The sequence below is a fragment of the Clostridium magnum DSM 2767 genome, from assembly GCF_001623875.1.
GTDB lineage: Bacteria > Bacillota > Clostridia > Clostridiales > Clostridiaceae > Clostridium_AM > Clostridium_AM magnum.
Window position 1 is genome coordinate 56,322 of sequence record NZ_LWAE01000011.1, and the last position, 13,247, is coordinate 69,568.

Consider the following 13,247-nt stretch of genomic DNA (forward strand, 5'->3'; position numbering starts at 1 on the left):
CTTTCTTTTACAAATCCCTTTACTTTATAGTAATATAGAGTTAGAATATATTTCAATCACTGAAATATATTTCATTTATAAAAACATGAAGGGGAATAGTATGGCAATATATGATAATAAACGTCTTGTTGTAAAAATCTGTAAATTATTTTACAAAGACAATATGAGTCAAAAAGATATTTCTTTAGCACTTGGCATATCTAAGCCGCAGGTGTGTAGAATGCTTAATTTTGCTAAAGAAAATCATATCGTTGAATTTACAATAAATAATCCTTACTCACAGGAATTCCAATTAGAAGAGAAACTTATAGAAAAATATTCACTAAAAGAAGCTTTCGTATTTAACTTTTCATATCAAAATCAAGATGAAGCTATCAACAAATTAGGTGAATGCTGTGCTGAGCAGCTTGATAAATATTTTACCGATAATTCTATTATAGGTGTTATGAGCGGACGCACCATTGCAGCTATTTCTAACTTTGCACATAAGCTCACAAGAGAAGGTTTAAATTTCGTCCCTTTAGTGGGCAATATAGGTTCACAGGGCCATAAGTGGCATGCAAATGTAATTGCTGAAAATTTCGCACATAGAACAGGAGGAAACTACAGCCTTTTGAATGCTCCTATTATTCTCCAAAACCCAGAAACCTGTAATCTTATAAAAAAAGAGCCTTCCATTTCACAAATACTTGTAAAAGGAAGAGCATGTAATATTGCGCTTATTGGTATCGGTGAAATAAACTTATCTTCTACTTCTTACCTTTGTGGTGCATTTTCAGAAGATGATATTACTAAACTGACTGCTCAAAATGCTGTTGCATCAGTCTGTACTTCTTACGTTTCAAAAGATGGCAAAATTCTAGATACTGAGCTAAATTTACGGTCTATTGGAATATCACTTGACGAACTTACTAAAAGTATTACTATTGCCTTTTCCACTGGTAAGGAAAAAATTGAGGCAACAAAAGCAGTCCTAAAAAGTGGCTATATTGATATTTTTATGACTTCCCAAGACATGGCTGAAGAATTACTTGAAGCAAAATAATAATATGTCTTTCTTCTTTTAGGATACAAGATAGTATTGAGATTTTATAATTTAGACATACATTTTTTCTCTAATTGGGAAAAAACCCATACATTTTGTGGATTATATCATATTATGTGGAATTTGGTTTCGAAATGTGCAAAGAATAAATAGGCATCTTGAAATATTAACTATCTGAAGTCAGGTCATCTATAATAAATGACATATGTATATGTAATCTTACAAGAGGATTGTGGAAATCATCTTCCATAAATTCAGCTATTTTACTTAGTCTGTATTTTATAGTATTTCGATGAAGATACAACGAATTAGCAGTAGAGGTTGTGTCCTGATTATTCTCCAAAAAACTCCTCAGTGTAATCAGGTATTCGCTATCTTCTTTTTTATCTTCAAAGCTTAATATGAAATAAGCCTTATTAGAGCTGTAGGTATACACACAGAAGCTAAATAGTTTTTTAATTCGCTGCATATATAAGCTGCCTTTTTTTCTATATAACTATCTCTTGAATCGATAACTTCTAATACTGAAAAGTATTTTTTGGTATTCCATCCTAACGATACGGCTTGATTATAGGCCATGGTCTCATTTGTAATTTTACCTAAAAGCAGTTCTATTACAAATTCTCTTTTAAGTTCTCCTAAAGCTTTTGAAACCTTATTTTGGCTAGTAATTTTTGCAGCTATGGTTTCAGCAATCATTTGAAGAATTTCTAAATCATTTGCTGTCCACAAAGAGGGGCTTTCCATTTTTGTTTAATCGCTCCCAAAACTTGTTGTAATCAGTTCTTTCCACAAGGGATGAGGGACAAATGGATGTAGTTGAAAAGATAAGCAGTAGAATAGTATTAATTAATAATGACCAAGTAGCAGTGGATTGAACCAGTGATAATCATTAATATGATTAATAGCCAATTCATAAGTGTATCTCTCCGTTTTAAACCTAACAACAAGTAATAAGGATGGCAGAGGAAATCCTGATATAACTGATGATAGAATTATCCAGCTCATTCCGAAATAAAGGGATATTTAGAATCCTTGAGAGAAAAGATTTTGTTTTAATTACATTTAAAGATGGCAGTATTAGAGCGGGTAGTCATCGGATAAAAGCCTAGGTGCTAGAGATAGCACCTATTCAAGTTAACTCAAGACTTTTAATTTATACATATTAGCTATAATAGTATTTAATATTGGTTCTTTTAGTTAATTTAGCTATTTGAATCTATAATTTCTCTTAATGTTATATTGTCATTTCTAAATCTGGCATCAGGATTCTTTTCTCTTTTAAGTTTTATAGACTTTTGAGGGCAGAGATTTATACAAGCAAGGCAGAATTCGCATTCATCTCCATAAACAGGTTTACTATTTTTAATTAATTTATTTATAGAGATGTTATCCCTAGGACATACCTTGGCACAAGTTCCACAACCGTTACACTTATCATTAATTGAAAAGTTTTTTACCGAATTAAAGTTAGGCAAAACTTTTTCTAGATGGCTTATTCCCTTTGTTAATACAGAATATAAGACTGTACCATCAGGAACATGCTTTTTATTTTCAGCTACATCTAGCAATAGGCTATTTAAGTTTTCCTCAATGTTTTTGTTTTTTAGTTTCTGCTGATCAATATCAAAAATAGGTAAGTAGTTATCAATCATAAGTAAGCTGTTTGCATAATGTATAGTTATATTATTTTGGGCTGCCAGTTCTGTAAACCAGCTAGGACCATTTCCAATTTTGTTTCCATATGTTAAAATAGCAAAAATGTAAGGGCTTTTTAGGCTTACTCTCTCTACAAATTCACGGACAATTTTTGGTGCAGCAAATCCATAACAAGGAAAGATGATACCTATTTTTTTGTCTTCAAAACTAAGTTGATTACTTTTTAGAACCTTTGGTATGGAGTAAAGTTCACCTCCAAACTTTTTGGCAACATATAAACTATTTCCAGTGGCAGTAAAATAAAATATTTTCATTTATAAACCTCCTTGATAAGCAATTAAATTGGAAATTAAATATTTAAATTTGATACTTTGAAAACTATCGAATTGTTAGGCGAAACCAAAACTTTTTGGTTCCATAATCCTTATAGATTAAATAATTTGATAACATCCTTAACTAATTCTTTATTTACTCTACATATTAAGAATTTACCTTTTTTTTCAGTAGTTATTAATTCTGCATTTGCTAATTCTTTAATATGGTGAGAAATAGTAGGAGCACCTATGTTCAAAGATTGAATAATATCCGTAACAAAACATTCACTTCCATTAGGATAGCTAGATTCATTCGATTCAGCTATTTTTAAATATAATTCTAATCTATTTGGGTTAGATAAGGCTTTAAATACCTTTGCCATTTTATTTATATCCATAACAATCTCCAATCTTTTTGTATCAAACTTCGATAACTATCGAATTGATTCTATCAAATAAATTATTTCATGTCAATGAAAAATATTATTGATCATGCTTATCGGTAAACTTAAAAATTCGAAAGTTAGCAAAACATATTAAATTTATGTTATAGGATAACTTTGTCTATATCCATTTTTATTAGCTTGAAAAACATGATATAATTACCACTAAGTAATTCAGAATAATAAATAGGGACCTTATTGGAGAAATCTAATATGGTCTTTTAGCTTATAATATTTTTATTTTATACTGGAGGAGAACATGAATATAAATAATCTTTTTTTCCATATTCATTATTGTAATAAGAGGCAATTTAATGATCCTTGGAAGCATAAATCAAAACTGGTTAGAACTCTTCAACATCATGAACTGTTACTTATTCTTGGAGGAAAAGGAAGTATTACAATTGAAAATAAGAAACATCAGATTAAAGAAGGTGTGATATTTTATATTTGTCCTAATGTATTGCAGTGTATAGATATAGCTGTTGAAGAACCTATTTATTTTCTGTCAGTTCATTTTAGTTATGCAAATGTGAGTTTTAATGACAATAAATGGAGTGTTAGAAATGAAACTGAAATGCTTTCACTGAATTCTATGGAAGAATTAAAGGATTATTATCATGTTAGTGATGTATTTAAGAAATTAGTGGACAGCTGGTATGGAAAATTACCTGGTTATGAATTTAGTACTAAGGCTTTACTTCAGCAATTGATATTTGAAGTTTTTCAAAATATAAAAAGACAAAATCAGAATTACTCAGTATCCTTAAAGGTAGAAAAAATCATTGAATATATGCATGAAAATATAGACAAAAAAGTTACCTTAATTGAATTGTCAGAGATGGTACAATTATCACCTGCATATTTATCAAGGTCTTTCAAAGAAATTACCGGGTATTCTGTAATTCAGTTCTTTAATAAAATGAAAATTGATAAAGCAAAAGAGCTTATAATAGATGGAAACAAAAAGATAAAAGAGGTAGCAGGAGCCGTTGGATTTACCGATGAGTTTTATTTTAGCAGGCTATTTAAAAAAGTTGAGGGCATAAGTCCTTCGGAATTTTACAGCAAAAATGTCCATGAAGTTTAATATTGTACATGGTATAGAGCCATTTCATAAGATAAAATGAGGATTGTATCGGACAACAATTGAAACATAGAAGAAGGAAGGCTTATATCATGGGAATTTGGAAAAGAAATTTAATAGTTTGCTGGTTTGGAATGTTTGTTACAAGTATAGGAATGAGCCAGATAGCGCCAGTGCTGCCACTTTATATAAAGCATCTTGGAGTACAGCAAACAGCTTTAATAGAACAATTCTCGGGAATTGCTTTTGGGGTTACATTTATAATTTGCGCTATTTTTTCACCAATTTGGGGCCAGGCTGCTGATAAGTTTGGGCGAAAGCCTATGCTGCTTAGAGCAAGTCTTGGCATGGCTATAGTTATCTTTAGTATGGGATTTGCCCATAATGTATATGAATTGATAGGTTTAAGATTACTGCAAGGAGTTATAACAGGTTACAGCACTGCCTGCACCACATTAATTGCAACACAAACGGATAAGGAACATGCAGGGTGGGCTTTAGGTACACTTTCAACATCATCTATTGCAGGCTCTTTACTTGGGCCAATGATTGGTGGTTATATAGGGGAGAATCTTGGTTTGCAAAATGTGTTTTTTATAACTGGTGCATTAATGGTTATTACATTTATTACAACAGTTCTATTTGTAAAAGAGGATTTTAATCGTGAAGATAAAAAGGTACTAAGTACAAAAGAAATTTGGAGTACTATTTCTAATAAAAGCTTAATTGTCATAATGTTTGTGACCTCTTTTATATTAACTTTAGCATTATACTCTATAGAGCCAATAATAACAGTATATGTTACTCAGTTATCCATAAATACTAGCCATGTTGCTTTGCTATCAGGAATGACATTTTCAGCTTCGGGGCTAGCCAGTATAATTGCTGCCCCAACACTTGGAAAGCTGTCTGATAAGATTGGACCACAGAAGGTAATGTTAGGTGCACTTATAGTGGCAGGAATAATTTTTATACCTCAAGCCTTTGTAAGAAACCCATGGCAGTTAATGATACTTCGTTTCATGTTAGGATTAGCCACTGCAGGGCTTGCGCCTTCTATTAATTCTTTAGTAAAAAAAATCACACCAAGTTCTCTTACCGGTAGAGTTTTTGGATTGAATATGGCTGCCCAGTATTTAGGTGTCTTTGGCGGCTCAATTTTAGGAGGACAAGTGGCAGCCTATATGGGTATCAGATATGTATTTTTTATCACAAGTACACTGTTATTAATAAATGCATTCTGGGTTTATAGTAAAGTGTCTACAAGGCTCGCTTAAAGTATTTGTTTTAGAACTAAAAAATAATATTGAGAGATAAAGGATGAGAAATTAAATATGGAAGATTTAAAATTAGCAAATGAAACTGAAGTTATTAAACCAGATAGAACAGCTCTTGTAGTTATTGATTTGCAGTTAAGACGTCGTGGAATTGATACTATTGTTTTGTGTGGAGTTTCTACTGGAATTGGTGTAGACACTACTGCAAGAGAAGCTTTTCAACAAGGTTACAATCAAATTTTTGTAGAAGATGCTATGGCAGCTATAACAAAGGAAGAACATGATTATGTTTGTAAGTATATATTCCCTAGAATAGGTAAGATTAGAACAACAGAAAATATAGAATCATCAATTAGTTAAGTAATAAGGGTAAAATTAAGACACTTGCTTTGTTTTAAAAAGCCAGTGTCTTTTATTGTATAGATTGTGGGTATACAGGGTTTATGCCTGCTATTTTAAATGTGTAGCTTTTTATTTAAACAGCCTACTATAAAGGGAACATATCGCTATGATGAAAATGAGTGTATTAAAGATTTAGTAGTTCTACTGCTACCATACTTGATTTTTTTTCAGGAAATAGTTCAAAACCTATAAATCCATCATATTTTAGGGATCTTAAGACATTAAAAATATTTATAAAATTTATTTCTCCAGTACCCGGTTCATGTCTGCCAGGTACATCTGCAATATGAATATATCCAATATAATCAATGTATTTACGTATATTATCAATAATATTACCTTCCATAATTTGCATATGATATATATCGTATAATATCTTTATATTGTCCGAATTAATCATTCTGACTAGTTTAGCTGAATCAGAAGTGTAGGCTAAATAATTTCCATCATGGTCAACTAGTGTATTTAGAGCCTCAAGTACTAGACTAATTTGAGCTTCTTCGGCTATCGGAGCCAGAGCTTTTAAAATATCATGCGCAGTAGAAAATTTATCGAAATCACATACTTTACCATAATCATTTATAACAATTCCATCTTTTCCAAGGGCATTAGAATGTATTACAACATTAGAACAATTAAGGTATTTGGCAGTGATGATAGATGCTTTAATGTACTCAATATATTTTTCTTTTTCATTTATATCTATTAAAGAAAAAGTCCTATCTCCGGAAAAGCTCGCTATCTTTATATGATATTCTTCGCATAATTCCTTGATTTTTTCTATATTCTTATCTTCCCAGGACCAAAATTCAATATACTCAAAGCCGGCTTCCTCTACAAGCTTAAATCTCTCTTCAAAAGGAACTTCTGTAAAAATAGTTTCAATACATATTGATTTTTTCATTTTCAAACCCCCAAAAGTTATTTTATAATTGAATTATACGATATATAAATTTAATATAATCAACGTAATACGAAATTAAATCGACTATTTACGAATATAGAGATGTTATTGAATTGTATAAATTGGAGGATTTAATATGTACAGCTTTGATAAAGAATACCTTTTTGATCCTAGTCATATTAATGGAATGTATTTATGTGAAAGTTTTGGCAAGTATACCTTATCTTCTAAGGTTGGATTTTTTTGTAATTTTGATTTAAATCAAATTTCAAACCAACCCCATTTCCACAACTGTTATGAACTATATATTATAACCTGTGGAGAAGGTACTTTTCAGTATGATAAAGGGACATATTCTATAAAACAAGGAGATATATTTATTGCCGATCCAAATGTAACCCATGAAATCAGTGTAAATAGTTTGCAGAACCTTCAAGGAATTAATTTTTTTATAGAGATTAAAGATAATGCACATCTGAAACCTAAAACATTACAGGATTTTTCTATCTACTCCTTTTTAAGTGGACATAAGGTAACTTTAGGCTCGCAGAAACATTTGCTTGCGTATCTAGTATTCATTGATGCATACTTTACTGCAAAGCGAAGTAGGGGATTCGCTATTGAGCAGGCATTGAAAAATCTTATTCTAGAATGTCTAGATTCCTTATCAGTAAAAGGTGGAGGCTTACATAAAGTTCAAGCCAATACTCGAAGTACTTTTGAGTTAGCCTTAGATTATATTGATCATAATTTAAACAACAAGATTGTAATCAATGAGGTTGCAAAAGAACTCTGTATATCTGAACGCACTCTTGAATATCTTTTCAAAAAACATATGAATAAAACTATCAAGGATTATGTGAATGAGAAAAAAATGACTCTTGCAGCTCATCACCTTATGAAGCAATTTAGCGTTAGCGATACGGCCATGCAGGTTGGTATCAGTAGTACGTCACAGTTCATTAGGGTGTTTAAAAAATATTTAGGTGTTACTCCCAAAAAATATCAACAACTACATATATCTAAGATAAAAGAATTTGGACGAAGACAACAGAAGTTGTATAAGTGAAGTGAACGATGTTAATTTCTTATACAAAGTATATAAGAAATAATGTGTAATAGTATACTTAAGAGGTTAAGGTAGAGAATTTATGTTATATTGATATGTTTTAGGGAGGAATGCTATGAGAGCAAAAAAATTGCCGAAATTTATGCCTATTATTATAGCTTTCACAATTATATTAGCTATACTATATGCCCCAGTTGGAGCGATACGGATGCATCTGTTTTTTAGTAATCCTATTCAAAGTTTAACTTGCAGTGTAAAGAAATCTCGCTTTATTGATTCATCGTATGGTCAACAATATTTGATAAATGGTTTTAAAGCAGGAGACGGTTCTGGAGGAATTTATTTTGCATATGTTAAGAGAAATTCTATAGGCTGGTACTATTGGCCTGGTGGAGGTTCAGGTCCTTAATAACTGCTTCACACCCTAATTCAATGAATGAAAAGTAATTGATTTTAACTATCTGAAATAAATCTAAATTTATAGAGAGCATTTCTGCATAAATCGGAAACGCTCTTATTTATTGTAAAATAATTGATACATAGTTTAGTTATCTCAAATAAAACAATAAGTACATAAAAATAATCAATAAATATTTATTGATAAACAATAAAAGAGTGTGTTATTCTATATATGTAAATTAAAAGAGAGGCGCAAAGATTAATAATCTTCGCGTACAGAATGAAGAATACAGGAGACGTAAAGATTGATAATCTTTACGCACAGTATAAGGAATACAGGAGGATTTTTTTTATGAAACGATATTCAACAATTTTCTTAAAGATAGCTGTTATTCTTATTGGAATTCCAGTTCTTGCTTTGTGTATATTTGGGTTGCCTTGGTTAGCTAATAATCCAGTAAATCCACATTATGCCCATATGCTATATCCCATTTTAGTAGGTATATTTGTATCAGTCGTACCGTTTTTCGTTGCTCTGTATCAGGCTTTAAGACTATTAAGCTATATTGACAAGAACAAAGCTTTCTCGGAGTTATCAGTAAAGGCTTTAAAGAATATAAAATACTGTGCAATCACAATCAGTACCCTGTATGTGGTAATGATGCCATTCGTTTATCTCGTAGCAGAGAAAGACGATGCTCCAGGTCTCATAATAATGGGAATGGTCCCTGTTTTTACTTCAATGGTAATCGCAGTATTCTCTGCTGTTCTTCAAAGGCTTTTACAAGAAGCCATAGACATAAAATCAGAAAATGATTTAACGGTATAAGGCATCAAGATTGATAATCTTGATGCACAGAATGAGGAATACAGGAGACGTAAAGATTGATAATCTTCACGGGCAGGATGAGGAATACAGGAGACGTGAAGATTAATAATCTTCACGGGCAGGATGAGGAATACAGGAGGGGAATAACATGGCAATTATAATAAATATTGATGTGATGCTGGCTAAAAGGAAAATGAGTGTAACAGAACTTACAGAGAAGGTTGGAATAACCATGGCGAATCTTTCTATATTGAAAAATGGAAAGGCAAAAGCTATTAGATTTTCAACTTTAGAAGCAATATGCAAAGCTTTGGACTGCCAACCAGGTGATATTTTAGAGTACAGAAATGATACGTAAACGGGAAGCTGAATATTGCAAGCACATTAGTTAAATGTTGAGTAAAGTTTATTTTAGGAGGTAATGTATGAAGATTAAATTAATTGAACCTGCAATGCTGCCAAGACCTATGGATACAAAGTTAAAAACAAGAATGTCTCCTTCATTAGCTTTACTAACAATAGCAAATCTTACTCCGAAAGAGCATGAAGTCATCATTGAGAATGAAAATGTTGAAAAGATAGATTTTGATGAACCTGTAGATTTGGTAGCAATAACTGTCACTGTAGATGTTATGAATAGGGCAGTGGAAATATCAAAGGAGTTCCAAAATCGTGGAATAACAGTAATTGCAGGAGGTATACATATTACAGCAGATCCAGAGGGCACCCTTAATAGTTTTGACGCAATATGTGTGGGAATGGCTGAGAGAGTTTGGGTAAAAATCCTTAAGGATAAAGAAAATAATTCACTTAAGAAGATATATTATGATATGGATAACATTTCTGGGGAAGAAATAGTGTCACCTAACTATTACATTGTTGATAATAAAAAGTACCTATATACTAATATAATTAGTACAAGCAGGGGATGTCCTTTTGAATGTGATTTCTGCTATAAAAGTTGCAAAAATGTACTTAAAACTTATATTAATAGACCTATAGACGATGTGATTAAAGATATAAATGCATTAAAAACAAGGCATATAATGTTTATTGATGATAATTTTATTGGAAATCCCAAATGGACAAAAAAATTATTAAAGGAAATAAAACCTCTTAAACTAAAGTGGAACGCGGCGGTTACTTCTAATATAGTGGACATGCCTGAATTATTAGATGAAATGAAGGAATCTGGCTGTCAAAGTCTATTTATAGGTTTTGAAAGTATAAATAGTAAGTCTATAGATAGTGTCCACAAGGTGCAAAATAGTGTAAAGAGATATGAGAAACTTGTAGATGAAATTCATAAAAGGGGAATAATGATAAATGCAAGTTTTGTTTTCGGATTAGATGAAGATGATGTCTCTGTATTTAAGAATACATTAGAATGGATAGTTAAAAATAAGATAGAAACGGTAACCTCACATATCCTTACCCCATATCCTGGTACAAAGTTATACTCATCATTAATGGAGGAAAATAGAATTGTAGATTATAATTTGTCAAATTATAATACTGCCCATGTGGTATATAAACCTAAGAATATGACAGCAGAAGAATTATATAATGGCTATCTATGGATATATAAGGAAGTGTACACCTTTAAAAATATAATGAAAAGACTACCAAAATCTAAAAAGCAATGGATTCCATTTCTAGCATTTAATTTATTTTATAGGAAGTTTGGAAAGCTGACAGAATTATTATGCAATATAGTTTCTTTTGAAAATATAGGAAGACTTTTTAGATGGTTATCTTATTGTATAAAGTAGGTGTTAGAATTATGTGATAATGATAAAATAGCATCCTTATTATATCGACCATAGTAAGGATGCTATTTATCCGATGACTACCCGCTCTAATACTCCCATCTTCTTCAAGGTGGGAGTAAAGAGCGGCTACGTCCCTGGATTCGTTCAACTAAGAATCAGGTGGAGTTTGAAACTCCATCTGATTCAAGTTTTCACTTCATTTGACCTTATTTAGCTTGCTTTAGTACATAGTAATAAGGGTCTGCTCCTCTTTCTACATAATCTCCATTTTTCCATTCAAAGAACAAATATTTTGAGCCATTTAGTTCTTTTATTGTATATTTACATGCTACTTTAAGTTTTTTATTGATTATTAACCCCTTTGTCCAGGTGAAAACTTTCTTATCAAGTTCACCATCTTTTTTGAAAGTTAATTCATCTACACCTAAATCGCCTTTCCATTGTTGAACTCCTGGTTTAAAGTCATCAGTTTTCGGAACAAAGTCTACAGTTTCCCACTTACCTAGAACTTCAGAATCATTTACAAATGGATAATCTATTTTGTCAGTTCTAGTTTTTACTTCTTTTCCCTGCATATTAGTTGTAAGAGATGGGGTAGAGCTTATTTTTTTTAATACATAGTATTGGGGTTTCTTTCCTCTTATTGTATAATCTCCGCTTTTCCATTCGTAGAACATATAAGTTGAACCATGTATATCTTTTATAATATATTTACTATCAGTTTTATCGACAGGGTTGAGAATATGATCTTTTGTCCAGGTGCAAACTGTTTTAGAAACTTTGCCATCAATTGTAAAGTTCAACTCTTTAACAAACAAGTCTCCTGTAAAACTTTTACTACCTACTTTGAAATCCTCAATATTAGTTACAAAATCTACGCTTTGCCATCTACCAATTATATTTGGATCATTTACAAAAGGATAGTCAATTTTATCTACATTGACAGCTTTAGTTTTACTAAAAATCGATGCTTTTGCATCTGTAAGAGTAACACCAGCAAAAATTAGTAAAGCTGCTATTGCAAGGGCAGAAAATTTATAAGCTTTTTTATTAAATAATTTAATCATAGTAATTCTCCTTTTTGCTTCAGATTTATTTTTTACTATAGAAGCAGTTCCTAGTAGTTGAGTGGATTTGGAATAACCCTCTATAAGATGAATTATTGTAAGACCATAATCTTTTACTTCTTCATCATTTGTATAGGAAAGCGCAAGTGAATCACAGCATAATTCCATGTCTTCGGACATTTTTTTTAGCCCATATTGAATAACTGGGTTGAACCAATGAATAGTCCTTAATATGATTAATAACCAATTTACAATTGTATCTCTACGTTTTAAATGAGACAATTCATGGAGAAATACATATTTTAATTTGTTTACAGACAATATATTAAGGATATTTTCAGGAAACAATATTGTAGGGTTAAAAAAACCAAATAATGCTGGAGTTTTAATTCCTTGTATTTTAATCAAGGATACATCCTTATTAATCTTCATTTGTTCTTTACAAAATTCTAAGATATTTATAATCTCTGCATTACAAAATGGAGTTTGTGCTTTTATAGTATTTCTTAAATTTATATTTACTAGAACTACATAAAAACCGATTACCAGCAGACCAATTAGCCATATAAGAGATAAAATACTTAAACCTGACAAACTAAAGGTTGCATTATTATCATTATTAAAGCCCATTGAAGTTAAACTACCTAGCAGGGCATTACTATTATATATACTGGCAGTTTTTTCACCACTGAAGTTTACGATGCTATTCAAAGTATTTTCTCTTGTCACAAATAATAAGGATGGAATCTCTTTTATTTTAGATATTAGATTGAAGATACTAAAAGAGCTTTCAGGTAAGTTTGGAATTAATAGACGAAATACCACGATAAACCATAGTATATATTGAAGCTTTATACTTAATTTACCTGCTAAAAGTTTTCTGATTGCAAGTATTAAAATCACCAAAATGCTTGAAGTAATAGATACCTGAAACACAGTTTTAAACAAATCATTAAGGATATTTATTGATTCGTACATAA

The 13,247-nt window shown here is 31.0% G+C and carries 14 protein-coding genes and 1 pseudogene; 9 read left to right on the forward strand and 6 right to left on the reverse strand.

The window, feature by feature from the left end:
- The first annotated feature begins 100 nt into the window (after window positions 1-100).
- The gene (locus CLMAG_RS26610) at window positions 101-1,045 is read left to right on the forward strand and encodes a sugar-binding transcriptional regulator (RefSeq protein WP_066630032.1); all 945 of its coding nucleotides are present in this window, start codon (window positions 101-103) and stop codon (window positions 1,043-1,045) included.
- Window positions 1,046-1,211: 166 nt separating this feature from the next.
- On the opposite strand, the gene CLMAG_RS34515 is transcribed toward CLMAG_RS26610, so the two are convergent.
- The 4 genes from CLMAG_RS34515 to CLMAG_RS26625 form a co-directional block, all read right to left on the reverse strand.
- On the reverse strand, window positions 1,212-1,514 hold the full coding sequence (locus CLMAG_RS34515; RefSeq protein ID WP_082832104.1) for a helix-turn-helix domain-containing protein: 303 nt from the start codon (window positions 1,512-1,514) through the stop codon (window positions 1,212-1,214).
- Entirely contained in the window at window positions 1,442-1,792 is a 351-nt protein-coding gene (locus tag CLMAG_RS26615; RefSeq protein ID WP_066630034.1) for a CdaR family protein, read from the reverse strand. The genes CLMAG_RS34515 and CLMAG_RS26615 overlap by 73 nt, the downstream gene beginning before the upstream one ends.
- Window positions 1,793-2,250: 458 nt before the next feature.
- Window positions 2,251-3,018 (reverse strand): EFR1 family ferrodoxin, encoded by a 768-nt coding sequence (locus CLMAG_RS26620; protein WP_066630036.1) that lies wholly within the window; start codon window positions 3,016-3,018, stop codon window positions 2,251-2,253.
- A gap of 110 nt (window positions 3,019-3,128) precedes the next feature.
- The gene (locus CLMAG_RS26625; RefSeq protein ID WP_066630037.1) at window positions 3,129-3,416 is read right to left on the reverse strand and encodes an ArsR/SmtB family transcription factor; all 288 of its coding nucleotides are present in this window, start codon (window positions 3,414-3,416) and stop codon (window positions 3,129-3,131) included.
- Window positions 3,417-3,720: 304 nt separating this feature from the next.
- Between CLMAG_RS26625 and CLMAG_RS26630 the strand changes: the two genes are divergently transcribed.
- The 3 genes and pseudogenes from CLMAG_RS26630 to CLMAG_RS26640 form a co-directional block, all read left to right on the forward strand.
- Window positions 3,721-4,551 carry an AraC family transcriptional regulator gene (locus tag CLMAG_RS26630; protein WP_066630038.1) on the forward strand — a complete coding sequence of 277 codons (831 nt, stop codon included), beginning with the start codon at window positions 3,721-3,723 and terminating at the stop codon, window positions 4,549-4,551.
- Window positions 4,552-4,640: 89 nt separating this feature from the next.
- Window positions 4,641-5,825, forward strand: coding sequence for a multidrug efflux MFS transporter (locus tag CLMAG_RS26635; RefSeq protein WP_066630042.1), 1,185 nt, complete (start codon window positions 4,641-4,643; stop codon window positions 5,823-5,825).
- Between the two features lie 123 nt (window positions 5,826-5,948).
- A pseudogene (locus CLMAG_RS26640) lies at window positions 5,949-6,185 on the forward strand (isochorismatase family protein); the annotation flags it as partial.
- 166 nt (window positions 6,186-6,351) lie between these two features.
- Here CLMAG_RS26640 and CLMAG_RS26645 read toward each other — a convergent pair.
- The gene (locus CLMAG_RS26645) at window positions 6,352-7,131 is read right to left on the reverse strand and encodes a hydroxypyruvate isomerase family protein (RefSeq protein WP_066630051.1); all 780 of its coding nucleotides are present in this window, start codon (window positions 7,129-7,131) and stop codon (window positions 6,352-6,354) included.
- Between the two features lie 136 nt (window positions 7,132-7,267).
- On the opposite strand from CLMAG_RS26645, the gene CLMAG_RS26650 reads away from it, so the two are divergent.
- The 5 genes from CLMAG_RS26650 (at window position 7,268) to CLMAG_RS26670 (ending at window position 11,200) form a co-directional block, all read left to right on the forward strand.
- A complete protein-coding gene (locus CLMAG_RS26650; RefSeq protein WP_066630053.1) occupies window positions 7,268-8,200 on the forward strand; it encodes an AraC family transcriptional regulator in 933 nt (310 codons plus the stop codon).
- Between the two features lie 115 nt (window positions 8,201-8,315).
- Window positions 8,316-8,609 (forward strand): hypothetical protein, encoded by a 294-nt coding sequence (locus CLMAG_RS26655; RefSeq protein ID WP_066630055.1) that lies wholly within the window; start codon window positions 8,316-8,318, stop codon window positions 8,607-8,609.
- A gap of 342 nt (window positions 8,610-8,951) precedes the next feature.
- A complete protein-coding gene (locus tag CLMAG_RS26660) occupies window positions 8,952-9,428 on the forward strand; it encodes a DUF2975 domain-containing protein (RefSeq protein WP_066630057.1) in 477 nt (158 codons plus the stop codon).
- 148 nt (window positions 9,429-9,576) lie between these two features.
- Window positions 9,577-9,786, forward strand: a complete 210-nt coding sequence (locus CLMAG_RS26665) for a helix-turn-helix domain-containing protein (protein ID WP_017413346.1) — start codon at window positions 9,577-9,579, stop codon at window positions 9,784-9,786.
- A gap of 67 nt (window positions 9,787-9,853) precedes the next feature.
- Window positions 9,854-11,200, forward strand: coding sequence for a B12-binding domain-containing radical SAM protein (locus CLMAG_RS26670; RefSeq protein ID WP_066630059.1), 1,347 nt, complete (start codon window positions 9,854-9,856; stop codon window positions 11,198-11,200).
- Window positions 11,201-11,406: 206 nt separating this feature from the next.
- Here the strand turns inward: CLMAG_RS26670 and CLMAG_RS26675 are convergent, their stop codons facing one another.
- Entirely contained in the window at window positions 11,407-13,245 is a 1,839-nt protein-coding gene (locus tag CLMAG_RS26675; protein WP_066630134.1) for a M56 family metallopeptidase, read from the reverse strand.
- Between the last annotated feature and the right edge of the window lie 2 nt (window positions 13,246-13,247).

Excerpts from the sequence above, each read along its gene's own strand:
- CLMAG_RS26630 (WP_066630038.1), top strand. The coding sequence starts at position 3,721 with ATGAATATAAATAATCTTTTTTTCCATATTCATTATTGTAATAAGAGG.
- CLMAG_RS26620 (WP_066630036.1), bottom strand. The coding sequence starts at position 3,018 with ATGAAAATATTTTATTTTACTGCCACTGGAAATAGTTTATATGTTGCC.
- CLMAG_RS26650 (WP_066630053.1), top strand. The coding sequence starts at position 7,268 with ATGTACAGCTTTGATAAAGAATACCTTTTTGATCCTAGTCATATTAAT.
- CLMAG_RS34515 (WP_082832104.1), bottom strand. The coding sequence starts at position 1,514 with ATGCAGCGAATTAAAAAACTATTTAGCTTCTGTGTGTATACCTACAGC.
- CLMAG_RS26635 (WP_066630042.1), top strand. The coding sequence starts at position 4,641 with ATGGGAATTTGGAAAAGAAATTTAATAGTTTGCTGGTTTGGAATGTTT.
- CLMAG_RS26655 (WP_066630055.1), top strand. The coding sequence starts at position 8,316 with ATGAGAGCAAAAAAATTGCCGAAATTTATGCCTATTATTATAGCTTTC.
- CLMAG_RS26675 (WP_066630134.1), bottom strand. The coding sequence starts at position 13,245 with ATGTACGAATCAATAAATATCCTTAATGATTTGTTTAAAACTGTGTTT.
- CLMAG_RS26665 (WP_017413346.1), top strand. The coding sequence starts at position 9,577 with ATGGCAATTATAATAAATATTGATGTGATGCTGGCTAAAAGGAAAATG.
- CLMAG_RS26670 (WP_066630059.1), top strand. The coding sequence starts at position 9,854 with ATGAAGATTAAATTAATTGAACCTGCAATGCTGCCAAGACCTATGGAT.
- CLMAG_RS26645 (WP_066630051.1), bottom strand. The coding sequence starts at position 7,131 with ATGAAAAAATCAATATGTATTGAAACTATTTTTACAGAAGTTCCTTTT.
- CLMAG_RS26610 (WP_066630032.1), top strand. The coding sequence starts at position 101 with ATGGCAATATATGATAATAAACGTCTTGTTGTAAAAATCTGTAAATTA.
- CLMAG_RS26625 (WP_066630037.1), bottom strand. The coding sequence starts at position 3,416 with ATGGATATAAATAAAATGGCAAAGGTATTTAAAGCCTTATCTAACCCA.
- CLMAG_RS26660 (WP_066630057.1), top strand. The coding sequence starts at position 8,952 with ATGAAACGATATTCAACAATTTTCTTAAAGATAGCTGTTATTCTTATT.
- CLMAG_RS26615 (WP_066630034.1), bottom strand. The coding sequence starts at position 1,792 with ATGGAAAGCCCCTCTTTGTGGACAGCAAATGATTTAGAAATTCTTCAA.